The organism is Bradyrhizobium sp. LA6.1 (assembly GCF_040547805.1).
Classification (GTDB): domain Bacteria; phylum Pseudomonadota; class Alphaproteobacteria; order Rhizobiales; family Xanthobacteraceae; genus Bradyrhizobium; species Bradyrhizobium barranii.
Genome location: NZ_JBEPQK010000015.1, coordinates 194996 through 219233, shown reverse-complemented (window position 1 = coordinate 219233; position 24238 = coordinate 194996). Strand labels below are relative to the sequence as shown.

The following is a 24238-nucleotide window of genomic DNA, read 5'->3' as shown; positions in this document are numbered from 1 at the left end:
ACATCACCTATTGCGAGGACGCCTATTCCTGCGCGCAAGGCGCCGATGCGCTCGTCATCGTCACCGAATGGGTGCAGTTCCGCGCGCTCGATCTCGGCCGGCTGAAGGCGGCCATGACCCAGCCCGTCGTGGTCGATCTCCGCAACATCTACCCGCCCGAAGAGATGCGAGCCGCCGGCTTCACCTACGAGAGCATCGGGCGATCGTCCCAGGCTTAAGCCAGTCGTTTGAAGTTCGGCTTCGCCCGCCTCATCCTGGGGCGGGCGAAATCGTTTCTGATGCGATATGATCCGGTCGCATCAGGTCGCCGCGTTTGGCCTCGTTGCCGCGATGGAGATTGTCATGACCGACGACACGCACACGATCCGAAGTGGCGGGCTCACCGCGACCATCAAGGCACACGGCGCCGAGCTGTGCTCGTTGAAGGACGGCAGCGGTGTCGAATTTGTCTGGCAGGCGGGGCCGGCCTGGCCACGCCACGCGCCGCTGCTGTTTCCGATCGTCGGGCGTCTCGCCAATGACGAAATGCGGCACCGGGGCAAGACCTACCGGATGACCCAGCACGGTTTTGCGCGCGACAGCCGGTTCGCGTGGGTAGAGCGCGGCGAGAACCGTTGCACGCTGGCGCTCGAAGACAGCGAGACAACGCGCGCGCTCTATCCGTTCGCATTTCGCCTGACGGCCACCTACGCGATCGACGACGCTGGTCTCGATCTCTCGCTCACGGTCGTGAACACCGGCAAGGAGACATTGCCGGTGTCGCTCGGTGGCCATCCCGCCTTCAACTGGCCGCTTCAGCCTGGAATGTCGAAGGAGAGCTACGCGCTGACGTTCACGAACGAGGAGCCGTCTCCGGTTCGCCGTGTCGAGGGCGGACTCCTGCTCGCGGCAACGGATCCGAGCCCCGTCAGAGGCACCGTGCTTCCTTTGTCGGAATCCCTGTTCACCAATGACGCCGTCATCCTCGACCCCGTCAACAGCCATGCGGTCCGCTATGCGGCCGGGCAGGGGGCCGGGCCCTGGCTCAAAATGTCATGGCGCGGCTTTCGCGAACTCGGCGTCTGGTCGAAACCGACAGGCGCGCCGTTTCTCTGCATCGAGCCCTGGCGCGGCTATGCCAGTCCCGTCGGTTTCGAAGGCGAGTTCAGCGACAAGCCGGGTCTGATGCACATTGCGGCCGGCGCGAACGAAGAACTGTCGTACCGGATCGAGGTCGGGTCGTCCTGAGGCAGGCCTTCGCGTGCCTGTGGCTCTCAGACCTCGATCCGCGTGAGGTCCTCGCCGAGCACGACGGGACCTGCGTAGTCTCGGCGGACGTCCGCGAGCAACGCGTTCAGCATGGAATCGTCAGTGCGCGGCCGGTGATGGGTCAGCGCGAGCTTCTTGACGCCGGCCTTGGCGGCAACCTTGCCGACCGTATCGCCGCAGGCGAGCGTATATTTCGCGAGCCGGCGGAAGTGGTCGTTGGTGATCTCAGGCGTCGCGAGAAAGCAGCACTGGACCAGCAGGTCGGCTCCCTGTGCCAGCCGCTCGAGACCGGGGCAGGGGACCGTGTCGCCGGAGATCGCTATGACCTTGCCCTCGGCTTCGAAGCGGAAGCCGAGACACATCCAGCGCGCGAGAAACGCCGGCGACATGTCGAGACCGTCGCCATGTGAAACGAGCTCGGCGCTGATCTTCCAGCGACCGGTGTCGAGGACGGGGCCGGGAATGATGTCCGTCGCGACGACCGGCTTCCATCCCCCAAAGGTCGGCTCGCCCTGATCCCGCCAGGCGATGTCCTTGTCGTAGACCTGTGTGATCAGCGTGTTGACGAGCCGTTCGGTATCGGGCGGACCGTAGATGCGCAGATCGTCCTTGCGCCCATGCATCCACGAATTCAACATCACATCGTAGAGGTCGCCGATGTGGTCGAAGTGGTGATGGGTGAGAAAGACCGTGTTGATGGCGCCGAGCGGCGCGCCGGCCTTGTGGAGCTGCACCATGACGCCGCGGCCCGCGTCGAACAGGATATTCTCCTCGCCAAGCCTGATCAGCGTGGTCGTCGCCATGCGGCGCGGGTCCGGGCGTGGGCCGCCGGTGCCGAGCAGTATGACTTCCATGGCGCCTACTCCAGCGTGAAGCCGGTCGACCTGATCACGCCGCCCCGGCGTGTCTGAAGATCTTTCGTGGCGTACTGTAGATTCGAAGGCGTCAGCTAGACAAGTCGCGCGTCAGTGCAGACCGGCCACAGTGGCAGCAATGGTTGGCCGGATCGTCGAGCGGCCCGATCCCGTGGACGTCAGGCGATGCGCAAAATCCTGCGCGCGCCGTTCGACCAGATGCCAGGTCGCGCGTGCGACGAGATAGCTGAGCGCGGCGATGACGGCATAGGCGATCAGCAGCGAGACCAGTCCGTCCGTAAGCGGCCAGATCTGGCGCAGGCCGTAGATCACCGCGAAGTGCGACAGGTACATCGAATAGGAGTTGCGGCCGAGCGCCTCGATCGGCCGGCAGCGGATCGCGAGGCGGATGCAACCTGCAACCAGCGCGCCGAGCACGAGGTTGATCATCAAATAGTTGAATTCATGCGAGTCGGTGGCGCGATCGGCGATGAAGGACAGCGCGATGAAGGCGGCGAAGATCGCGGCGTCCGACTTCGCAAAGCCGTCGCGCAGCGAGAAGAACAGCGCGCAGCCCACGAGGAAGACCGGCAACTGGTTCAGGAAGCTGATGTGCAGCGCATTCCAGACGAAGGCCTCGTGGCCGGGCCCGTAATGGGCCGAGAACAGTGCGAACGCCCAAGGCTTGAACAGGCAGACATTGACGAGATGCAGCGCGATCGCGAGCGCGAGATAGAGGTGGCGGCGAGATCCGAAGGCCGTGATCACGAAGGGGAAGACGAGATAGAACGTCATTTCCGCCGCAATCGACCAGTCGCCCGGCACGACGCTGTTGACGCTGTCCGGCCAGAAGCCGTGCAGGAACGTCGCGGTCAGGATCACCTGGAGCGGTCCGATGCCGTTGGGCGCGTTGTAGCTGGGACCCGTGCCGTTGACGGCGAGGTAAACCGGGATCGCGAGCCAGAACAGCGGCGCGATGCGCAGGAAGCGCCGGATGTAGAATTTGCGCGTCGGGTCGGTTTCGGTGCGCTGCGTCCACATCAGGCACATCGTCATGGCGCTGACGAAGTAGAACACGTTGACGCCGGTCCAGCCGCACATGAAGGCGAAGTCGACGGCGTGGATCTTTGAAGGAAAGGATTGTGAAACGTGGATCGCCATCACGCCGACGATGGCGAGGCCGCGCAGGACGTCGAGCGTGTGAGAACGGCCGAAAGGCGTTGCACCTTGCTCGGTTCGTTCGGCGGCCAACCGGGCCTGCCCCTGCATCACGCCTGCTCCGTGGTTTCGCATCTGCAAGCGGAGACCATAGAGGCGCGGCCGGCTGTTTCGAAGCCGAAGCCTTTCTTTACGTTAACCAGCGGTTGAGTCCGATGCCGAATGTACGGGATCGGCGGTGTCGAGGGCCCCGGTCGGCGCTCGCACGCGCCACGCCGGCATGATGATGCGCGCGATGAGAATTGTGGGGCAATTCATACTTAATACGCCAATACCATGACCAATATTGTTCGGGCAGCACAACACGCCTAGTATTCCAGCAGGCAAATTTCGGGGGCTCGAATAAGTCGTGAATGTTCGTTCACAGGACAGTGCGCTGCGCGACGACTTGAACTTTCAAGCCGCGCCACAAGCACACAGGACATCCAACAACGTGGTTGATTCCGCACGTCAGGAATTGAGGCCTGCCGGCCGCGAGCGGCTGATCGTCGTCGAAGACGATCCCGTGACGCGGACGATGCTGGTCGGCTATTTCAGCGAGAACAATTTCGACGTGGTCGGCGCCGGCTCCTGCGCGGAATGCCGCCAGGCGCTGCGCTCGCGCACGGATCTCGTCTTCCTCGACGTGCAGTTGCCTGACGGCGACGGCTTCGAGCTCGCCAAGGAGATCCAGGCGACCAGCAACGCGGGCATCATCTTCGTGACGCGCCGCGACACCGACGTCGATCGCATCCTCGGGCTCGAGATCGCCGGCGACCATTACGTCACCAAGCCGATCAATCTGCGCGACCTGCTCGCGCGCGCGCGCAGCGTGCTGCGGCGGCGCTCGATCGACCGCAAGGCGGCGCGCAACCACAATTCGATCGCCTTCGGCGACTGGATCATCGACCTGACCCGGCGCGAGCTGCTCGGCAGCGACGGCAAGCCGGTGGCGTTGACGCGCGCCGAGTTCGACCTGCTCGCGGCGCTGGTCGGCGCCGACGGCCGGCCGCTCAGCCGCGACTATCTGATCGAGGTCGTCAGCAACCGCCAGGCCGAGGTCGACATCCGCACGGTGGATGCGCTGGTGGCGCGGCTGCGGCGCAAGCTCGTCGGCAGCGGCACGCCCGTGATCGCGACCGTCACCGGCGTCGGCTACAAACTCGCGCTCAGCGAGCGGCTCTAGCCTCAACCGTCGAAAGATCCGATCACCCTCGCGCCTATCGCGCGCGGGCGCTCTGATCCGTCGATGTCCTTTGCGCCGCCCCGGCCAGCTGGTCATCGACCGCATACAGCGTGCAGGTCGGCGACCATTTCATGCAGGCGCTAAGCGAATCGCGCCGGGCGTCGTCGGCGGTGGTGCGGCCCGAACGCCAGCCGTAACCGCCGTTCGGCGACACCGCAAAAGCCTTGTGCGGCATGGTGCTGGCGAGATAGCGGGAGAATTCGGCGCGCGCGGCCTCGTTGAGCTGGCCCGGCGGCGGCAGCGGATCGGGAAGGCTCAGGATGTCATGGCCGAGCCCGCGCTCGCGCAGGAAGGCGTCGAGATAGGGCGTCCATTGCGGGCGGCCCACCACCGAATAGAGATAGTGGCCGTCATCGCCGTAAGGCGGCGCCGCAATGAATTTCGCGTGACCGCCATTGCCGCGAAATCCGTCATAGAGGCGGCGCGCGAGATCGGGACCGAAGAACGAATCGTTGGCCGCATAGACCCACAGCATCGGCACGCGCGAGGTTTTGCCGAACGTGGCGAAGGCCTGCACCAGCCCGTCCTCGTTGCAGACGTCGTCGTCATCGCGCGAGCCGCGGCCGCCGGCAAAGCTGATCGCGGCGACGAGACCACTCGGTGCCTGCGCGGTCAGCGCGACGGTGGCGAGCCCGCCGGCGGAATGGCCGGCCGCGATCATGCCCGATGTCGTGACGTCGGCCCTGCGACCCATCGCGTCGATCGCCGCGCGCAAATCCGCGACCGCAACCGCCGCCGCCGGCAGATAGGCGGCATTGGCGCAGCCGCCGACGCTGTCGACGCGTCCGCCGGGCGAGGTGCCGTAGCCGCGCCGCATCACGATCAGCGCGGCAAAGCCGCGCCGGGCATATTCGAGCGCGATCCCGTAATATTTGTGCGCCGACATGGTCGCGCGGTCGTCGAAACTGCGCGGCGAGCCGTGGTTGAGCAGCGCGAGCGGATAGCGCTTCGTTCCGGCCGGCCGGACCAGAAAGGCCTCCAGCCCCTGCGGCCCGGCCCCCGCCATCGGAATGCGCAGGTCTTCCGTGTAGAACTCCGCGGCCGTCGCATTGGTCACGATGCCAGCGGTCGCAAGCCAGGCCATCAGCACAACCAAGAGCCTGTGAAACAGCGTCATGCCCCGACTCGAAAAAGCCCCGATTTGAAAGACCATAGCATGATCTCGGGAACGGCCAGCCCGCCGCGCGTGTTGTGCCCTTGGCGGGGGTCCGGCCGATGCTATGGTACTCCACAAACTCTGCACGACAGGACGAGGATATTTCAGTGGCTGATGTTCATCCCGCGGCGGGCAAGCTGGTCTCGCCGGACGCGCTCACCAACGTTCCGCGGCTGGTGACGGCCTATTTCGCCGGCAAGCCCGATGTCGGCGATCCCGCGCAGCGGGTGGCGTTCGGAACCTCCGGCCATCGCGGCACGTCGTTCAAGAACAGCTTCAACGAGGGCCACATCCTCGCGACCACGCAGGCGATTTGTGACTACAGAACAGAAAAGGGCCTGACCGGCCCGCTCTTCATCGGCATCGACACCCATGCGCTGGCCGAGCCCGCGCTGGTCAGCGCCGTCGAGGTGTTCGCCGCCAACGGCGTCGACATCATGATCGACAAGGACGGCGGCTACAGCCCGACGCCTGTCATCTCGCACGCGATCCTGACCTACAACAAGGGCCGAACTAGCGGCCTTGCCGACGGCGTCGTCGTCACGCCCTCGCACAATCCCCCCGAGGACGGCGGCTACAAATACAATCCGCCGCATGGCGGCCCGGCCGACACCGACGCGACCTCCGTCGTCGAGAAGCGCGCCAACGCCTATCTCGCCGACGGCCTCAAGGGCGTGAAGCGTATCGACTACGCCAAGGCGCGCAAATCCGCGAACGTGCACGCCTACGACTTCATCACGCCCTACGTTGCCGATCTCGGCAATGTCGTCGATCTCGATCTCGTCAAATCCGCCGGCATCAATATCGGCATCGATCCGCTCGGCGGCGCCGCCGTGCATTACTGGCATCCGATCATCGAGCGCTACGGCCTGAAGGCCACCGTCGTGAACGAGGCGATCGATCCGACCTTCCGCTTCATGACCGTCGACTGGGACGGCAAGATCCGCATGGATTGCTCCTCGCCCTACGCGATGGCGAGCCTGATCGCGATGCGCGACCGCTTCGACGTCGCCTTTGCCAACGACACCGATGCCGACCGCCACGGCATCGTGACGCGCACCGGCGGCCTGATGAATCCGAACCATTATCTGGCGACCGCGATCTCCTATCTGTTCGCGAACCGCCCGAACTGGGGCAAGGATGCCGCGATCGGCAAGACCGTGGTGTCGAGCTCGATCATCGACCGCGTCGCCAAGAAGCTCGGCCGCAGGCTGGTCGAGACGCCGGTCGGCTTCAAATGGTTCGTCGACGGCCTCCTCACGGGCGGCTTCGGCTTCGGCGGCGAGGAGAGTGCAGGGGCCTCGTTCCTGCGCCGCGACGGCGGGGTGTGGACCACCGACAAGGACGGCATCATCCTCGGCCTGCTCGCAGCCGAGATCATGGCGAAGACCGGCCGCGACCCCAGCCAGCTCTTCAACGACCTCACCGCGGAGCTCGGCGTGCCGCACTATGCGCGCATCGACGTCGCCGCCACCGCGCCCCAGAAGAACATCCTCAAGTCCGTCACGCCCGAGCAGCTCGGCCTCAAGGACCTCGCCGGCGATCCTGTCCGCGCCACGCTGAGCAAGGCGCCGGGCAACGGCCAGCCGTTCGGCGGCATCAAGGTCGAGACCGATTTCGGCTGGTTCGCCGCAAGGCCGTCGGGGACCGAGGACGTCTACAAGATCTACGCGGAAAGTTTCCGCAGCGCCGAGCACCTGAAGCGGATTCAGGAAGAGGCCCAGGCAGGGCTGAAGAAGGTGTTCGGGGCGTAGGGCACTGAGCCCAGTACGACTCTTCGGTTGCTGCTCCGAGGAAGTGTTTGCCGCATTCTCCGCTGTCATCACCAGCGAAAGCGGGTGATCCAGTACGCCGCCGCCGTGCCGTGATGCGGAGAAGCCGCGGCGTACTGGATTCCCCGCCTTCGGGGAATGACATGTGGGTAGAATTGTATACACCATCTGGATAATAGGTATCAAAATACGCCATATTTAGCCTTGAACGATTCTATCCCTCCGCTATTGTATACATAAAGCATACACAAGCCTTGGGAGAGCGACCCGTGACAAAACCCTTCCCGATGAACGCGTGGTACGCCGCGGCCTGGGACGCTGACGTCAAGCCGGCGCTGTTGCCGCGGACGATCTGCGGCAAGCATGTCGTGATGTACCGCAAGGCCGATGGCTCGGTGGCCGCGCTGGAGGATGCCTGCTGGCACCGTCTGGTGCCGCTGTCCAAGGGCCGGCTGGAAGGCGACACCGTCGTCTGCGGCTATCACGGCCTGAAATACAATGCGCAGGGGCGCTGCACCTTCATGCCCTCGCAGGAGACCATCAATCCGTCGGCCTGCGTCCGCGCTTATCCCGTGGTCGAGCGTCATCGTTACATCTGGCTCTGGATGGGCGATCCCGCGCTGGCCGATCCCGCGCTGGTGCCGGACATGCACTGGAATCACGATCCGGCCTGGGCCGGCGATGGCAAGACCATCCGCGTCAATTGCGACTACCGCCTCGTGCTCGACAATCTCATGGACCTCACCCACGAGACCTTTGTGCACGGCTCCTCGATCGGCAATGATGCGGTGGCCGAAGCGCCGTTCGACGTCACCCATGGCGAGAAGACGGTGACGGTGACGCGCTGGATGCGCGGCATCGAGGCGCCGCCGTTCTGGGCCAAGCAGCTCTGCAAGCCCGGCCTCGTCGACCGCTGGCAGATCATCCGCTTCGAAGCCCCGTGCACGATCGCGATCGATGTCGGCGTGGCGCCGACAGGCACGGGCGCGCCGGAAGGCGACCGCTCGCAGGGCGTCAACGGTTTCGTGCTCAACACCATCACGCCGGAGACCGAGAAGACCTGCCACTATTTCTGGGCGTTCGTCCGCAACTATCAGATCGGCGAGCAGCGCATCACCACCGAGATCCGCGAGGGTGTCTCCGGGATCTTCCACGAGGACGAGCTGATCCTCGAGGCGCAGCAGCGCGCCATGGACGAGAACCCCGATCGGATCTTCTACAACCTCAACATCGACGCCGGTGCGATGTGGACGCGCAAGCTGATCGATAGGATGGTGGCGAAGGAAAGCGCGCCGCAGCAGCTCCAGGCCGCGGAGTAGGCCAGGTGAAGCCAGCGCCCGAGCGAGAGGTCGACCGCTCCGTCTCGCAGACCGTGAAGGCGCAGCTCGCGCTGCGCGACCAGATCCTGTCGGGTCGCTTACGGCCCGGCGAGCGCATCTCCGAGCTGCAGGCGGTGGAGACGACTGGCGCTTCGCGCACGCCGGTGCGCATGGCGCTGGTGCGGCTCGAGGAGGAAGGCCTGCTGGAGGCGATTCCCTCCGGCGGCTTCATGGTGAAGGCGTTTTCCGAGCGCGACATCTCCGATTCCATCGAGCTGCGCGGCACGCTCGAAGGACTCGCCGCGCGCTTCGCAGCCGAGCGCGGCGTTTCCGCGCGCGAGCTCGAGCCACTGAAGGAGTGCCTTGCCGCAATTGACGAATTGCTGCGCCAGGTGCCGATCTCGGTCGATGCCTTCTCGTCCTATGTCACGCTGAACGCGCGCTTCCACGCACTGCTCACGGAATTGTCGCGCAGCCCGCCGCTGATCCGGCAGATCGACCGCGCTTCGGCGCTGCCGTTCGCCTCGCCCAGCGGTTTCGTGATGGCGCAATCGGCGCTGCCCGAGGCGCAGCAGATTCTGATCATCGGGCAGGAGCACCATCGCGTCGTGATCGACGCCATCGAGAACCGCGAAGGCGCCCGCGCCGAAGCCGTGATGCGCGAGCACGCGCGGCTGGCGGTGCGAAACTTGCGGCTTGCGCTGCGCAACCGCACCCATCTCGACCTCTTGCCGGCGCTCGCGCTGATCAGGACCGCAACCGACTAGGGCAATCGCCATGCGCTTCATCGAAACCTGGATTCCGGCAACGCTGGTCGCGACGCGCGATCTTGCGCCGGGCATCCGCGAATTCCTGATCCTGCCGGATCAGTTCGACGGCACGGCCTATCCGGTCGGCAGCCACATCAATATCAGCGTGACCATCGACGGCCTGCCGGAGACGCGATCCTATTCGCTGGTCGGCGAGGCGTCCTCGCGCGGTTTCAGGATCGCGGTGCGCCGTGCCGAGGATTCCCGCGGCGGCTCGCGCTATATGTGGCAGCTCGCACCAGGCGCCCGGCTCGACATCACGCGGCCGGCTTCGCTGCTCGCGGTCGACTGGGCCCGCGAAAACTATTGCCTGATCGCCGGCGGCATCGGCATCACGCCGATCCTTGGCGCCGCGCAGGCGCTGGCGCGTCGCGGCGCTGATGTCACGCTGCATTATGCCGTGCGCTCGCGCACCGATGCCGCCTATCTCGACGATCTCGCCAAAATGCTCGGTGAGCGCCTGGTCGTTCACGCGAGCGAGGAGGGCCGGCGGCTCAACCTCGATGCGCTGTTCGGATCATTGCCGCAAGGTGCGCTGGCGCTGTTCTGTGGCCCGATGCGGATGCTGGATGCCGCGCGCCACGCCTGGATCGGCGCCGGCCATCCGCTTCCCGATCTCCGCTACGAGACCTTCGGCTCCAGCGGCACGCTGCCGACCGAGACGTTTCGCGTGCGCCTGAAGGGGACCGATGTCGAGCTCGAAATCCCGCGCGAGCGCTCGATGCTTGATGTGCTCAATGCCAGCGGCCACGACGTGATGTACGATTGCAAGCGCGGCGAATGCGGCCTGTGCGCCATCGACGTGGTCGAGGTCGACGGCGAGATCGACCATCGCGACGTCTTCTTCAGCGATCACCAGAAGCAAAGCAATCAGAAGATCTGCGCCTGCGTCTCCCGCGCCCGCGGCACCATCACCGTGGACACGCTGCTGCGGGCGGACGCGATCTGACCGGGGTTGGAAGGCGTACTCGGAAAACGCGATCAGCCTGAGGCATGCGCATCCGCTCTCCTCTCGGGAGCAGATGGGTGCAATTCGTCCTGGCGAGGCAGCTAAGGGCGGTGACGAAGCGGGCTTCGCTTGCTGCGTCAATGGGCCGGTAAGAGCGCTTCGTGCGGTCCGCCAATCATGATAGGCTTGCTCTCGGCAATAAAAGTGTTCAGCCGGTCTTGGACAGCAAGGGTGGAGATTCTGCCATGAAATCCAATTCTGTCTCGCTGGCAGTCGATGCGTTCGCCACAGGGCGAGCTGACGCGCTGATTTTGATCGGCCGCATTCTCCTCGCGTGGGTATTCGTCGGAAGCGCGTATGGAGCAATATCCAACTTCAGCGGCTCTGTGGGTTATTTCAGGTCCCTGAACCTTCCAGCACCCGAGCTGTTCACGATGACGAACATCGTACTGGAAGTATTGATATCCGTTGGTTTGATATTGGGCGTCGGTACGCGCTACTGCGCAATTCTGACGTTTGTGTTCGTATTGGCGGCAACGGCTATTGCGCACCGCTACTGGGAGTATCCCGCGGGTGCGCAGCAGATCGGTCAATACAACCACTTCCTGAAGAATGTCTCGATCATGGGAGGCGCGATGTTGATCTTCGTCACCGGGGCGGGCCGGTTCAGTTTCGATCGGGCATCGTAGCCGAGATCACTTCAAGTCGGGCTTGAAAGCTTCCTCTATCGCGCGGCGGATGCTCTTTGAGAGCTGCTTCAGGGTCTTGCTCACGAGGGCGAAGAGAAGCATCAACCATGTCGCAAGCGCGGCACACCACAGCACGACTTCAAATATCTCAGGCATGATGATGCCCCTCAAAAATAATTACTTTGAAATGAGGCAAGTGTTGCTTAATGGGGCCGACACGGCAAGCCGTCTTGAGAGTGGTAGCGCGCCGAAACACTCGGAAACGGTCTCAAAACAGCGGACAGCCTTAGGTCAGGGATGCAGACCAACCCTATGACCGCGAAGACTGGCGCGGGATGCAGAACTGCCTGGCAGTGGTTCATTTGCAAAGGGCGGCTTGAAGAAATTCTGCCCTGCGCGAGTCTGCTTCACCCCTGGAAGCGGACCGCCTCACATTTGCGAATATTTCCCTACGCCGCGTAAGTCGCCCGCAGCTTTTTCGTGTTCAATAGCGCCAGAACGCCATCGGCCGACACCGGCCGGCTGATCAGATAGCCCTGCGCTTCGTCGCAACCGAACTGGCGCAGAAACTCGAGCTGGTCGGCGGTCTCGACGCCTTCCGCAACCACACCGATGCGCAGGTCGCGCGCCAGCGAGATCACCGACTTCACGATCGCGGCGCAGTCGGGCTGCACCAGCATGTCGCGGATGAAGGACTGGTCGATCTTGATACGGCTGAACGGCAGCTTGCGCAGATAGGTGAGGGAGGAGAAGCCGGTGCCGAAATCGTCTAGCGCCACCGTGATGCCGAGCTCGAGCAGCGCGTTCAGAATTGACGCCGCGGAGCCGTATTTCGACAGCAGCATCGATTCCGTGATCTCGATCTCGAGCCGGTGCGGGGCGACCTTCGCGTCCGCGAGCGCCTGCACGATGGTCTGGAGGATGCCGGTGCTGTGAAACTGCGCGGCAGAGAAGTTCACGGCGACCCTGATGTCCTCCGGCCAGTCCGAAAGCGTCGCGCAGGCACGCCGGATCACCCATTCACCGATCTCGTGGATCAGCCCGGTCTCCTCGGCGATCGGGATGAATTCGCTCGGCGGCACGAGTCCGCGCCGGGGATGCTGCCAGCGCAGCAGCGCCTCGAAGCCGGTGATGCGGTTCTCGCCGAGATCGAGGAACGGCTGGAACACCAGGAACAGCTCGTCCCTGGCGATGGCGCCTTCGAGGTCCGCTTGCAGCGCCTTGCGATCGCGTGACACCCTGTCGTCGGCTTCCTCGAAGAAGCAGACCGTGCCGGGACCAGCCTTCTTGGCGCGATACAAAGCGGCGTCGGCATTCTTCATGATGTCGAGTTGCGTGGTGCCGTCGCGCGGCGCCAGCACGATGCCGACGCTGGTCGCGCCGGCGATCTGGCGGCCCTCGATCTGGAACGGTTCGTCGAAGGCCGCGACGAAGCGTTCGGCGATCTCGAGTGCATCCTCGGGCCGCGCCAGATTGGCCATCACCAGCGCGAACTCGTCGCCGCCAATTCGCGCGACGTGCTCGGCCGCGCGCGTGCAGCGTTGCAGCCGGCCTGCGACCTGGATCAGGAATTCGTCGCCGGCGGGGTGGCCGAACTTGTCGTTGACCTCCTTGAAGCGGTCGAGGTCGAGCAGGAGCACCGCGAATTCCTCGCCGGACAGGGCCATCCGCCGGAGCGCGGCTTCGAGCGTCTCGTTGAAGGCGAAGCGGTTGGGCAACAGCGTGAGGGGATCCTGCCGGACCGTGCGCTCGGCCTCGATCTGCCGGATCACGCGCCGCGCGAACGCGAATGAATTGACGAACACCGCGCGCAGCAGCACGCTGCCGTAAACCACCACCAGGATGGCCATTAGCACATAGGCGGGATCGCCGTCGCGGCCGAGGCAGATGGCGATGCCGACGAAGATGGGGCTGGTGAAGGCGATGGCCGCAATCGGGATCGTGGCGAAGGCCAGCGCGCCGCCGGCCAGCATTCCCGAGCAAAGGCAGGTGATCACGAGCTGGCCGCCGGTCGCGGCATTCGCGAAGAAGGCGACCGGGACGATGCCCCAGGCGACACCGAGCACGAAGGCGTTGCGCACCAGCCGATGCATGGCCCGGCGCGAAACGAATTGCGGTTTTGTGATCCGGCGCGAGGCGTGGGATTGCAGGCCGAATGCAATCGCGGCGCCGGCCACGATCGCGGCCCAGGCCAACGCAAACTTCCAGTCCGGCGAATGCCAGAGCGCGATGGCGAGCACGGCTGCGTTGCAGGCATTGGCAAGCATGATGCCGACGGAGTAGCCGAGCACCAGTGACATCTGGTCGGCGCGGATATGTCCGGCGACGGCTTCGTCGGTTGCAGGACAGCCAAAGGCCGACAGATCGCCGGCGAACAGCCGCGCGAAATAGCTGGTCGTTTGAGTCCGCATTCCAGGGCCTAGCAGCATGGGCCGTTTGTCCGGCTCGATCAGGAGGATTCGCTGCAAACCTTTGACGAAATATGAATTATCCCCGCTGGCCACGATCGCCGCGGCCACTTCTGCGTGTTCAAGCGAGGGTATCGATAACAAATCGATACAAATGCGGCGCCCCGCGTTACGGTTGTAACAGTGGGCCGATCGCAGAACGCGCTCGGCCTTCATGGTTCGAGACGCGCCGCAAGGCGGCGCTCCTCACCATGAGGGTCTAAGATGTTGCCGCGGAGCAGACCTCATCCTGAGGAGCCCGCTGAAGGCGGGCGTCTCGAAGGATGGCCGCGAGGAGGCTGCCAGCCCGCTCTGTTGCCAAATGTGCCGAACGTCACCGCCCGAGCTGCTTCGGATCATAGTAGAACCGTTCTTCGATCAGCTGATCGCCCCGCCAGGTCTGCCACGCGATCTCATCCAGCGTTCGGACGACGCCTTCGGCATTCGTGAAGCTGAAGCTCCAGCGGGTCGCGACGTGGTCGCCCTCGATCAGGCTCGGCCCGATGCGGACGGCCTTCACCTCCCTGGAGGCCGCGAGCACGCCGCGCTCCTTGGCGACGAGCTTGTCGCGGCCGACAGTCGGGGCGGCGTTGTTCTCATAGGTCGCGGCATCGGACGTGTAGTACTGCTCGATCGCTTCGACAAACTCCCCATCCTCCAACCGCTTCGCAAAAGCTTCGACGACGTCACGGCTCGGCATGGCGCACCTCACGATTAAAACCGACTGATAGTCGGTAAATACCGACCGGTAGTCGAAAAGTCAACTGGCCGGGTGCGACGAATTGGACTAGACGGGAGCCATGGCAAAGCAGGCGGAGCGGCGGGCGGCGACGTCGGAGGCGATCCTGACGGCGGCGCGCCGCCTGTTTGGGACGCAGGGCTTTGCCGCGACCACCATGGACGACATCGCGGAGGCCGCGGGCGTCGCCAAGGGCGCGGTCTATCATCACTTCAAGACCAAGGAGGCGGTGTTCGAAGCGGTGTTCGATTCTGTCTCGCGCGATCTCGTCGCCGAGATCGACCGCACCGCGCGCGCCGAGAAGGACGTGCTCGCCGCGATGGTCGCCGGCACCCAGCATTACTTTGCGGCGACCGCCAAGGGCCCGACAGGCCAGATAATCCTGCGCGACGGCCCGGCCGTGCTCGGCTGGGAGCGCTGGCGCGAGATCGACGCGCAGCATTTTGGCGGTAAGATGCCGCGCGCGCTGTCGGTGGCGATGGAGGCCGGCCTCATCGCAAAGCAGCCGGTCGAGCCGCTGGCGCGGCTGCTGCTCGGCGCGGTGACGGAAGCGGCGGTCGCCTGCGCCGGGCGCACGGATATCGCAAGGGCAGGGGCGGAATATGCCCGTGCGTTCAGGTCACTGGTCGAGGCGCTGCGTCTGCGCGCATGATTGTGCTAGTGACGAACCGGAAACGCCCACCAACAAGAAGAACAGTAGCGCATGAACGCAAATTCCTCCCTCGCGCCGTCCGATCCTGAGTTCGACTACATCATCGTCGGCGCCGGCTCTGCCGGCTGCGTGCTCGCCAACAGGCTCTCGGCGAACGGCAAGCACAGCGTGCTGCTGCTCGAGGCGGGACCTAAGGATTCCAACATCTGGATCCACGTGCCGCTCGGCTACGGAAAACTGTTCAAGGAGAAGACCGTCAACTGGATGTACCAGACCGAGCCGGAGCCCGAATTGAAGGGGCGCCAGGTGTTCCAGCCGCGCGGCAAGACGCTGGGCGGATCGAGCTCGATCAACGGCCTGCTTTATGTCCGCGGCCAGCACGAGGATTACGATCGCTGGCGCCAGCACGGCAATGCCGGCTGGGGCTATGACGACGTGCTGCCCTATTTCAAGAAGGCCGAGAACCAGGCGCGCGGCGCCGATCAATATCACGGCAGCGGCGGCCCGCTGCCGGTGTCCAACATGGTCGTGACCGATCCGCTGTCGAAGGCCTTCATGGAAGCCGCGGTCGAGACCGGTCTGCCCTACAATCCCGATTTCAACGGCGCCACGCAGGAGGGCGTCGGCCTGTTCCAGACCACGACGCGCAACGGCCGCCGTGCCTCGACGGCGGTGGCCTATCTTGGTCCCGCGAAGGCACGCAGCAATCTCAAGGTCGAGACCGAGGCGCTCGGCCAGCGCGTGCTGTTCGAGGGACGCCGCGCGGTCGGCGTCGAATACCGGCAAGGCGCAACCGTGCGTCGTGCCCGCGCGCGCAAGGAGGTCGTGCTGTCGAGCGGCGCCTACAACTCGCCGCAGCTTCTTCAGCTCTCCGGCGTCGGCCCTGCCGATCTCTTGCGCAAGCACGGCATCGATGTCGTGCTGGACGCGCCGGGCGTCGGCCACGATCTCCAGGACCACATGCAGGTCCGCATCGTGATGCGCTGTTCGCAGAACATCACGCTCAACGACACCGTCAACAATCCGTTCCGGCGCACGCTGGCCGGTGCGCGCTATGCGCTGTTCCGGAAGGGCTGGCTGACCATCGCGGCCGGCACCGCGGGCGCGTTCTTCAAGACCAATCCTCGCCTCGCTTCGCCCGACATCCAGGTGCACTTTCTGCCGTTCTCGACCGACAAGATGGGGGAGAAGCTGCATGATTTTTCCGGGTTCACGGCGTCGGTGTGCCAGCTCCGGCCCGAAAGCCGCGGGACCTTGCGCATCAAAAGCGCGGACCCGACCGTGCCGCCGGAGATCCGCATCAACTACATGTCCACCGAGACCGACCGCACCACCAATGTCGAAGGCCTGAAGATCCTGCGCAAGATCCTGAATGCGTCGGCGCTGAAGCCGTTCGTGGTCAGCGAGTACGATCCCGGCGCGAAGGTATCCACGGATGGAGAGCTGCTCGATTATTGCCGCGAGCGCGGCAGCACCATCTACCATCCGACCTCGACCTGTCGTATGGGCAATGACGCGCTGGCGGTGGTGGACCAGCGGCTGAAGGTGAGGGGGCTCGAAGGCCTTCGCATCGTCGACGGTTCGATCATGCCGGACCTCGTGTCGGGGAATACCAACGCTCCGATCATCATGATCGCCGAAAAGGCCTCCGACATGATATTGGAGGATGCGCGATAAATTCGCGCGTTGAAAGGAATAGGACTTGGCTACGCGATTCAAGATCGGCACACGCAAGAGCGCGATGGCGCTGGCACAGACGGAAGAGATTGCGCGCCGTCTGACCGCCGCCATGCCCGATCTCGATGTCGAGATCGTCAAGTTCGACACCACGGGCGATCTCGACCAGACCAGCAAGCTGCTGCCGCATGGCGGCAAGGGCGGCGCGTTCGTGGCGCAGATCCGCGCTGCCGTGCTCTCCGGCGAATTGCAGGCCGCGATGCATTCGCTGAAGGACATGCCCGGCAACGAGGACACGCCCGGCCTCGTCATCGGCGCTACGCTATCGCGCGATCCCCCGAGTGACGCACTGGTGCTGCGCGATGGCGTGACGCTGGAAGCGCTGCGCCAGTCCCGCGGCAAAGGTTTCAAGATCGGCACCAACGCCGTGCGTCGCGCCGCCTATGCGCGGCGGCTGTTTCCTGATGTCGAAGTGATCCACTTCCGCGGCGCCGCCGACACCCGCGTGCGAAAACTCGACAATGGCGAGAAGCAGAAGTTGCCGGATGGCGGCGCGGTGGGGCCGGCGGATGCGCTGATCATGGCGCGTTCCGGTCTTGACCGCGTCGGCCTCTCGCACCGTATCGCCTATGAATTCTCCGCGGCGGAGATGCTGCCCGCGGCAGGGCAGGGCATCGTCGCGGTGGAATGCGCCGCTCAGGACTGGCAGACGCGGCAGATCCTGGCATCGATCGACGATCCCTCTGCGCACGCTTCTGCCGATGCCGAGCGCGAGGTGCTGTGGGTGCTCAACGGCCATTGCAATTCGCCGGTGGCGGGTTTTTCGACCATCGCAGGCGATCAGATGTCGCTGACGGCGTCCGTGCTCGACCTCTCCGGCAACACCATCATCGAAGCCTCGCACACGGGCCCCGCCAACCGCCCGCGCGAGCTCGGCCGTGCGGTGGGACTGGATCTGCTGACGAAGGGCGCCGCCGAGATCATCGAGCGCAGCCGGCCGCGCTAGCTGGCCTGCGAAATCGCAATCGGCGGGATGATGCCATCCTGCTCCTGTTTTGCCCGACGTGTCAAACGTCGGCGCAGTCTAGTGCGATGACTGCGCATCTGATTTCAGTGCCCTCTAAGTCATTGATCGGGCGTGGTCTCTCTACTGTGCATGGGGTTGTTTTCGCGGTTTTGTTTCCGCTCCCCTTCGGGGACGCAACAAATTACCCCCGCACGCGCTTCAGCATCTGCTCGACATGGGCGATCGGCGTTTCCGGCTGGATGCCGTGGCCGAGATTGAAGATGAAACGCCCTTGCGCAAAGTTCGCCAGCACGTTGTCCACCGCACGGTCGAGCGCGGCGCCGCCCGTGATCAGCACCAGCGGGTCGAGATTGCCCTGCACGGCGACGCGGCTCTGCACGCGCTCGCGGATGAAGGCCGGCTCGGCGGTCCAGTCGATGCTGACGCCGTTGACGCCGGTTGCTTCGACATAACCCGGCAGTTGCGCGCCGGCGCCGCGCGGAAAACCGATGATCTTTGCATCGGGCACTTTTGCGCGCACGCCTTCGACGATGCGCCGGGTCGGCTCGACCGACCAGCGCGCGAACTCGGCCGACGGCAGCACGCCGGCCCAGGTATCGAAGATCTGCAACGCATCGGCGCCGGCCGCGAGTTGCGTCAGCAGATATGCGATCGAGTTCTCCACGAGCACGTCGATGATTGTCGCAAACGCCTCCGGATGCCGGTAGGCCATCATCCGCGCCGGCGCCTGGTCGGGCGTGCCCTGGCCGGCGACCATGTAGGTCGCCACCGTCCACGGCGCCCCGCAGAAGCCGATCAGTGCGGTCTTGGGATCGAGCGCACCACGCACGATTCTGAGCGCCTCGAACACCGGCTTGAGCTTGCCGAAGTCGGCGTGCGCGGCGAGTGTCGCGACTTTTGCGGGATCATCCAACGGCTCCAGCCGCGGACCCTCGCCAACCTCGAACCGCACGGAACGGCCGAGCGCGTAGGGGATCACCAGGATGTCGGAGAAGATGATCGCCGCATCGAAGCCGAACCTGCGGATCGGCTGCAGCGTGACTTCGGCGGCAAGCTCCGGGTTGAAGCAGAGATCGAGGAAGCCGCCGGCCTTGGCCCGCACCTCGCGATATTCCGGCAGATAGCGCCCGGCCTGCCGCATCATCCACATGGGCGGGGTAGCCTGGCGCTGGCCGGAGAGCACGTCGATGAAGGGCTTTGTCGCAGACTGGGGCACGGACGGTCCTATCTAGATTGAGGTTCCTGATACACTGCCGGAAGCCGGAGCGGAACAGTGGAACCAGCGCAAATGCGCCGCGTTGACCTCCCAATCGAGGAGGACTCCATGGCTGAGACATTCAATCCCGCGCCGCACGACAAGCACGCTGATGATCTTGGCAAGGCGCTGGCCGCCGATCGCCATACCAGGCTTGAAGCCGGGCTGGAGGACAGTTTCCCTGCGTCCGATCCCGTCAGCGCTGCGCAGCCGACACCATCGAAGGCCGATGCGGACGCCGACAGTCCCTCGCTCTGGGACAAGGTTAAGTCGATCTTCAGCTAAGGCCGACGTTCAGCGAGCGCCGGGGCGCTCGGTTTCCGATAGGGTCGCTAACGCATTGTTAGCGATCCAGCGACGCTCCAGTCCGTAGGAGTACGGGAAAACCCGCATAACGCTGCGAATGTCCTCAAGCGTTTCAGGGTTCAATAACAGAAGCGGTGGAAGTTCCGGCGATCGGAGATTTCTGCCGCATGACCGTCGCCTCACAAAGAGCCGGATGGAGCCGCCTGCCGTTGCGCGCGGCGGCGTTCGTCGTGCTCACTTGCGCGACTATCCTCGGCGTCAGCGGCTGGCGCGAATGGGCCGCGCGCGATGCCGTGCTCAAGGGCGCCGAGACCGAGATGGCGAATGTTGCGCGCTCGCTGACGCAGCATGCGGAGGACAGCCTCGACCTGCTGGATTCCGGCGTCGTCGGCGTCGTCAGTCGGCTGGAGATGGACGGCGCCGAACCCGCCACGATCGCCAAGCTCAGGAATTTGCTAGAGGCACGCAAGAAGGCGATCGCGCGCATTCACAGCCTCGCCATCATCGACGACCAGGGCAACTGGCTGACCTCGCCGGGCACGATCGGCTCGACGCTCAGCGACGACGCTTTCTTCCGTCATCACCAGCTGTCCTCGAAACGGGAGCCTCATGTCGGCCATCCGGTTCGGAGCCAGCTCGATGGCGAATGGGTCGTCACCCTGTCGCGCCGCTTCAACAAGCAGGACGGCAGCTTCGGCGGCGTCGTGCTTGCGACCATCAGCGCCAACTATCTCGCGCATTTCTACGAGCAGTTCGAGCTCGGCCGCAACAGCTCCGTGGCGCTCGTGCATGGCGACGGCATGATCATCGCGCGCAATCCAAGCAACGACAGGTTCGTCGGCCGCAGCGTCGCCGACACCCCGCTATTCCGCGACGCGAGCCTGCAGCAGCCGGGCGGCGCATACCATTTCAGGTCGCCGCTGGACGGCGCCGAGCGCGTCAGCTTCTTCAAGCGCTCTGGCCGTTATCCGCTCGTCCTGCTTGCCATGGTCGACAAGGCCGAGCTGCTGGCGCCCTGGCGCGCCGCGGCGATCTCCCGCATGCTCTACGTGCTCGCGCTGGTCGTGCTGATCGCGGTTATCGGCGCGGTGCTGGTGCGGCAGTTGCAGCGGGGCCAGCGCATGGCTGCGGCCCTGGTCGAGAAAGAGGCGCATTTCCGTCTGCTCGCGGAAGGCTCCAGCGACATGGTGACCCGCATCGGGCTCGACGAGCGGCTGCGCTATGTCTCGCCCTCATCGGTCCGCGTCGTCGGCTGGCGGCCCAATCAGCTGATCGGAACGCCGGCGCTCGCCGGCATCCATGCGGATGATCGGCCGCAGGTCCAGGCGCTCGTCGATGCCATGAAGCGTGGCGAAAAGGACGAGGCGCGCGTCACCTATCGCAACGCGCACCGGCAAAACTCGGAAGTTTGGCTCGAATCGACCATGCGGGTGACCCGCAAGGAAAACGGCAACGTCGACGGGGTGGTCGCGATCTCGCGCGACATCACCGAGCAGAAGAAGCTGGAGACCAGGCTCGAGACGCTCGCGATCGAGGACAGCCTCACCGGGCTCGCCAACCGCCGCCGTTTCGACGAACGGTTGAAGGAGGAATGGGCGCGCGCCTATCGCGACCGCTCCAGCCTCGCTTTGCTGATGATCGACGTCGACCACTTCAAGGCCTACAACGACGAATACGGCCACCCCGCAGGCGATGCCTGTCTGCGCGTGGTGGCGAAGGTCATCGCGGCCGAGATGCAGCGCGCCGGAGATCTGGCTGCGCGCTACGGCGGTGAGGAATTCGCCATGCTGCTGCCGAACACCGATGCCGCCGGCTGTGCGCGGATCGGCGAGCGGATCCGCCGGGCGATCCGCGAGGCGGGCCTCGTCCACAGCACCAATCACGCGTCGGGCTGCGTCACCGCTTCGCTTGGCGGCGCGGCCTGCCGGCCCGCGCTGGAACGCACCGCCGGCGTGGGCTCGCTCGTCGAGGCTGCCGATCAGGCACTCTATGCGGCGAAGCAGGGTGGGCGCGACCGCCTGATGATGTCGGTCGAGGTGGCGAGCCTGCTGCCGAAGGCGTCAGGGCTGTAGCTCATCATCCTCAATAATGCGGCGGCGGCTCGTTGGCGGGGCCCGGCGCATTCGTCTCGGCTTCCTGAAGTCGCTCGCCGAGCTCCGCGATCTTCCGTGTCAGCGCGTCGATCTGCTTCCATTGCGCGGTGATCGTCTGGTTGAGTGTCTCGATCGTATCGTCCTGATAGGCGATGCGCGTCTCCAGCGTGTCGATGCGCTCGCCCAGCGTCTTGATGTCACTCGTCACGGTCGTGCCCCAATTCCTGTTCGCGTAGGCCCCGTTCGCGCAAGCCATGACTGAGTGCGACGCGCTCGTCGAATACAAAACATTCACCGCGCCAGCGGCTCTGCGCCTCCGGTACCTCGTCCAGATATTTGAGAATACCGCCCTTGAGGTGATAGACCTCGGCAAAGCCGCGCGCGAGCAGATGCGCACTCGCCTTCTCGCAGCGGATGCCGCCGGTGCAGAACATCGCGATCCTGCGATGCTTGGCCGGATCGAGCTGCTCGGCGGCAAAATCCTTGAACTGGCCAAAGCTCTTGATCTCAGGGTCGACCGCACCCTCGAACGTGCCCATCGCCACCTCGAAGGCGTTGCGGGTGTCGAGCACCAGCGTGTCGGGTGCCGCGATCAGCGCGTTCCATTCGGCGGCCTCGATGTACGTGCCGACCTGGCGCGTCGGATCTGCGGCCTCGTCGCCGAGCGTGACGATCTCCTTCTTCAGCCGCACCTTGAGCCGGCCGAACGGCATCGCCTCGGCGGTCGAGAATTTCAGCTCGAGATTGTTCAGCCGGCCGCCGAACAGGGCGCCGTGCGCGAGCTCGTGGACGAAGGCGTCGATCGCCTCGGGCGCACCCGCAATCGTGCCGTTGATACCTTCCTGGGCGAGCAGCACGCTGCCCTTGAGCGCGAGGCCTGCGCAGAACGCGCGCAACGGCTCGCGCAGCGCGCGGTAATCGGGCAGGGCGGCGAATTGGTAAAAGGCGGCGACCTTGTGGATCATGGCGGCTCGTTTAGCAGGCGGCCGCCGCCCAGAAAACCCGCATGGCTCCGGACGGCAAAAGGTCTATACGCCCAGCGGATGGCAGCTATTTCGCTGGTATGCCAGCATTGCCCCGGCGGGCTGGAATGTGTCATGTAGGCCCGGTTTTTCCGAGACGGCGCGCCCTCCGCGCCGACGGCCCAAGAGAGCCCCCCAAGAGAGCCCTGAGAGAGCAAAACTTCGATGAGAAACTTCCATTTCCCCGGCAGGTCCACGGTCCACGCCACCAACGCGATGGTCGCGACCTCGCATCCGCAGGCCTCCCTGGCCGCGATCGAGGTGCTGCGCGAGGGCGGCACGGCGGTGGATGCGGCGGTGGCGGGTTCGGCGCTGCTCGGCGTGATCGAGCCGCAATCGACCGGCATCGGCGGCGACTGCTTTGCGCTGATCCAGCCGCGCGGCGAGGGCAAGATCATTGCCTATAATGGCTCCGGCCGGGCCCCGAAGGCGGCGAACGCCGACTGGTATCTCGAGCGCAAGATCAATTCCGTGCCGCTGACCTCGGCGCATGCGGTCTCGATCCCCGGCGTGATCGACGCCTTCGCGACCGTGCTGCGCGATCACGGCAAGTTCGGCTTCGACCGCCTGCTCCAGCCCGCGATCAAGGCGGCGGAGGAAGGCTATGTCGTCGCGCCCCGCATCGCCTTCGACTGGAAGAACCAGTTCGAGAAGCTGAAGGGTGGCACCAACACGGTGCGTTACCTGTTGCCGGGCGGCAAGCCGCCGGTCGCCGGCGACATCATCCGCCAGGCCGAACTCGGCAAGACGCTGCGCGCGATCGCCAAGGACGGCCGCGATGCCTTCTACAAGGGCGCGATCGCGGAGGACATGGTCGAGACCCTCAGGGAGATCGGCGGCCTGCACACGCTCGACGATTTCGCCGCCCACACCACTGAGACGACGACGCCGATCGGTACCAACTACAAGGGTTACGACGTCTGGCAGTGCCCGCCGAACGGCCCGGGCGTCACCGCGCTCTTGATGCTCAACATCCTGTCGCGGTTCGACCTGACCAAGTACGCGCCGCTCAGCATCGAGCGCTTCCATCTCGAAGCGGAGGCCGCGCGCATCGCCTACATGAATCGCGAGATGCATGTCGCTGACCCTGAGCATATGAAGATCGACGTCGCCGAAATGCTCGCGAAGGGCTTTGCCGACGAGTACATCAGCAAGATTCGCATGGACGGCATGCTCGACCTGCCGAACGTCGCGCCGCCGATGAATCCCTCGACCATCTACATCACGGTCGTGGACAAGGACCGCAACGTCTGCTCGTTCATCAATTCGATCGCACATTCCTTCGGCTCGGCGATCGTCTCGAACAAGACCGGCGTGCTGTTCCAGAACCGCGCCGGTGGGTTCCGCATCCAGCCCGGCCATCCCAATTGCATCGCCGGCGGCAAGCGCCCGCTTCACACGATCATGCCGAGCCTCCTCACCAAGGGCGGCCGCTCCGTGATGCCGTTCGCGGTGATGGGCGGACAGTACCAGCCGGTCGGCCAGACCCACGTCGTGACCAACATCCTCGACTATGGCTGCGACGTGCAGGAGGCGATCGACATGCCGCGCGGTCTGCACTACGAGGGCCAGTACCAGCTCGAGGACAGCGTGCCTGCCGATATCGTCGAAGGCCTGAAGAAGCTCGGCCACAAGACCACCAGCGTGGTCGGCCCGCTCGGCGGCGCCCAGGCGATCTGGATCGACTGGGACAAGGGCACGCTCACCGGCGGTTCCGATCCGCGCAAGGACGGCTGCGCGCTGGGCTATTAAGGGCCGAGGGCTGGAAACGATTGCTTCGT

At 64.9% G+C, this 24238-nt stretch carries 23 protein-coding genes; 14 read left to right on the top strand and 9 right to left on the bottom strand.

What is annotated here, in order from left to right:
- Window positions 1-218: UDP binding domain-containing protein (locus ABIB99_RS31250; RefSeq protein WP_354179252.1), on the top strand; the 218-nt coding region annotated here is incomplete at its 5' end.
- Between the two features lie 124 nt (window positions 219-342).
- Window positions 343-1227, top strand: coding sequence for an aldose 1-epimerase family protein (locus tag ABIB99_RS31245; RefSeq protein WP_354179250.1), 885 nt, complete (start codon window positions 343-345; stop codon window positions 1225-1227).
- A gap of 26 nt (window positions 1228-1253) precedes the next feature.
- Here ABIB99_RS31245 and ABIB99_RS31240 read toward each other — a convergent pair whose 3' ends face one another.
- A complete protein-coding gene (locus tag ABIB99_RS31240) occupies window positions 1254-2102 on the bottom strand; it encodes an MBL fold metallo-hydrolase (protein WP_354179248.1) in 849 nt (282 codons plus the stop codon).
- A 111-nt stretch (window positions 2103-2213) separates the two neighbouring features.
- Window positions 2214-3371, bottom strand: a complete 1158-nt coding sequence (locus ABIB99_RS31235) for an acyltransferase family protein (protein WP_063979730.1) — start codon at window positions 3369-3371, stop codon at window positions 2214-2216.
- Between the two features lie 298 nt (window positions 3372-3669).
- Between ABIB99_RS31235 and ABIB99_RS31230 the strand changes: the two genes are divergently transcribed.
- Window positions 3670-4485, top strand: a complete 816-nt coding sequence (locus ABIB99_RS31230; protein WP_063979731.1) for a response regulator transcription factor — start codon at window positions 3670-3672, stop codon at window positions 4483-4485.
- Between the two features lie 34 nt (window positions 4486-4519).
- On the opposite strand, the gene ABIB99_RS31225 is transcribed toward ABIB99_RS31230, so the two are convergent.
- On the bottom strand, window positions 4520-5662 hold the full coding sequence (locus ABIB99_RS31225) for an alpha/beta hydrolase family protein (RefSeq protein ID WP_063979732.1): 1143 nt from the start codon (window positions 5660-5662) through the stop codon (window positions 4520-4522).
- 146 nt (window positions 5663-5808) lie between these two features.
- On the opposite strand from ABIB99_RS31225, the gene pgm reads away from it, so the two are divergent.
- The 5 genes from pgm (at window position 5809) to ABIB99_RS31200 (ending at window position 11239) form a co-directional block, all read left to right on the top strand.
- Window positions 5809-7455: a phosphoglucomutase (alpha-D-glucose-1,6-bisphosphate-dependent) gene (pgm, locus tag ABIB99_RS31220; protein ID WP_354179245.1), complete on the top strand. Its 1647-nt coding sequence runs from the start codon at window positions 5809-5811 to the stop codon at window positions 7453-7455.
- Between the two features lie 287 nt (window positions 7456-7742).
- Window positions 7743-8792 carry an aromatic ring-hydroxylating dioxygenase subunit alpha gene (locus ABIB99_RS31215; RefSeq protein WP_354179243.1) on the top strand — a complete coding sequence of 350 codons (1050 nt, stop codon included), beginning with the start codon at window positions 7743-7745 and terminating at the stop codon, window positions 8790-8792.
- 5 nt (window positions 8793-8797) lie between these two features.
- Window positions 8798-9559, top strand: a complete 762-nt coding sequence (locus ABIB99_RS31210; protein WP_063979735.1) for a GntR family transcriptional regulator — start codon at window positions 8798-8800, stop codon at window positions 9557-9559.
- A gap of 10 nt (window positions 9560-9569) precedes the next feature.
- Window positions 9570-10550, top strand: coding sequence for a PDR/VanB family oxidoreductase (locus ABIB99_RS31205; protein ID WP_354179241.1), 981 nt, complete (start codon window positions 9570-9572; stop codon window positions 10548-10550).
- 245 nt (window positions 10551-10795) lie between these two features.
- Window positions 10796-11239, top strand: a complete 444-nt coding sequence (locus tag ABIB99_RS31200) for a DoxX family protein (RefSeq protein ID WP_071917677.1) — start codon at window positions 10796-10798, stop codon at window positions 11237-11239.
- 6 nt (window positions 11240-11245) lie between these two features.
- Here ABIB99_RS31200 and ABIB99_RS31195 read toward each other — a convergent pair whose 3' ends face one another.
- The 3 genes from ABIB99_RS31195 to ABIB99_RS31185 form a co-directional block, all read right to left on the bottom strand.
- A complete protein-coding gene (locus tag ABIB99_RS31195; RefSeq protein ID WP_166084486.1) occupies window positions 11246-11395 on the bottom strand; it encodes a hypothetical protein in 150 nt (49 codons plus the stop codon).
- Window positions 11396-11688: 293 nt separating this feature from the next.
- A complete protein-coding gene (locus ABIB99_RS31190) occupies window positions 11689-13650 on the bottom strand; it encodes a putative bifunctional diguanylate cyclase/phosphodiesterase (protein ID WP_354179239.1) in 1962 nt (653 codons plus the stop codon).
- A gap of 370 nt (window positions 13651-14020) precedes the next feature.
- Window positions 14021-14386 carry a nuclear transport factor 2 family protein gene (locus tag ABIB99_RS31185; RefSeq protein WP_166350106.1) on the bottom strand — a complete coding sequence of 122 codons (366 nt, stop codon included), beginning with the start codon at window positions 14384-14386 and terminating at the stop codon, window positions 14021-14023.
- A gap of 100 nt (window positions 14387-14486) precedes the next feature.
- Here ABIB99_RS31185 and ABIB99_RS31180 point away from each other — a divergent pair, with 100 nt between their 5' ends.
- From ABIB99_RS31180 to hemC, 3 genes are read left to right on the top strand one after another with little or no spacing between them, the layout of a single operon-like run.
- On the top strand, window positions 14487-15077 hold the full coding sequence (locus tag ABIB99_RS31180) for a TetR/AcrR family transcriptional regulator (RefSeq protein ID WP_354179236.1): 591 nt from the start codon (window positions 14487-14489) through the stop codon (window positions 15075-15077).
- 51 nt (window positions 15078-15128) lie between these two features.
- The gene (locus ABIB99_RS31175; protein WP_354179234.1) at window positions 15129-16754 is read left to right on the top strand and encodes a GMC family oxidoreductase; all 1626 of its coding nucleotides are present in this window, start codon (window positions 15129-15131) and stop codon (window positions 16752-16754) included.
- 25 nt (window positions 16755-16779) lie between these two features.
- Entirely contained in the window at window positions 16780-17760 is a 981-nt protein-coding gene (gene hemC / locus ABIB99_RS31170; RefSeq protein WP_354179232.1) for a hydroxymethylbilane synthase, read from the top strand.
- Window positions 17761-17962: 202 nt separating this feature from the next.
- Here the strand turns inward: hemC and hemE are convergent, their stop codons facing one another.
- Window positions 17963-18997 carry a uroporphyrinogen decarboxylase gene (gene hemE, locus ABIB99_RS31165; protein ID WP_354179230.1) on the bottom strand — a complete coding sequence of 345 codons (1035 nt, stop codon included), beginning with the start codon at window positions 18995-18997 and terminating at the stop codon, window positions 17963-17965.
- A 108-nt stretch (window positions 18998-19105) separates the two neighbouring features.
- Between hemE and ABIB99_RS31160 the strand changes: the two genes are divergently transcribed.
- Both ABIB99_RS31160 and ABIB99_RS31155 read left to right on the top strand, forming a co-directional pair.
- Window positions 19106-19321 (top strand): hypothetical protein, encoded by a 216-nt coding sequence (locus ABIB99_RS31160; RefSeq protein ID WP_071917675.1) that lies wholly within the window; start codon window positions 19106-19108, stop codon window positions 19319-19321.
- 188 nt (window positions 19322-19509) lie between these two features.
- A complete protein-coding gene (locus ABIB99_RS31155) occupies window positions 19510-21414 on the top strand; it encodes a diguanylate cyclase domain-containing protein (protein WP_063985211.1) in 1905 nt (634 codons plus the stop codon).
- Between the two features lie 10 nt (window positions 21415-21424).
- Here the strand turns inward: ABIB99_RS31155 and ABIB99_RS31150 are convergent, their stop codons facing one another.
- Together ABIB99_RS31150 and trhO are read right to left on the bottom strand one after the other, a co-directional pair.
- Window positions 21425-21643, bottom strand: coding sequence for a SlyX family protein (locus ABIB99_RS31150; RefSeq protein ID WP_063985210.1), 219 nt, complete (start codon window positions 21641-21643; stop codon window positions 21425-21427).
- A complete protein-coding gene (gene trhO, locus ABIB99_RS31145) occupies window positions 21633-22400 on the bottom strand; it encodes an oxygen-dependent tRNA uridine(34) hydroxylase TrhO (protein ID WP_354179229.1) in 768 nt (255 codons plus the stop codon). The genes ABIB99_RS31150 and trhO overlap by 11 nt, the downstream gene beginning before the upstream one ends.
- A gap of 222 nt (window positions 22401-22622) precedes the next feature.
- Here trhO and ggt point away from each other — a divergent pair, with 222 nt between their 5' ends.
- Window positions 22623-24209 carry a gamma-glutamyltransferase gene (ggt, locus tag ABIB99_RS31140; protein WP_063985209.1) on the top strand — a complete coding sequence of 529 codons (1587 nt, stop codon included), beginning with the start codon at window positions 22623-22625 and terminating at the stop codon, window positions 24207-24209.
- Window positions 24210-24238 lie beyond the last annotated feature (29 nt).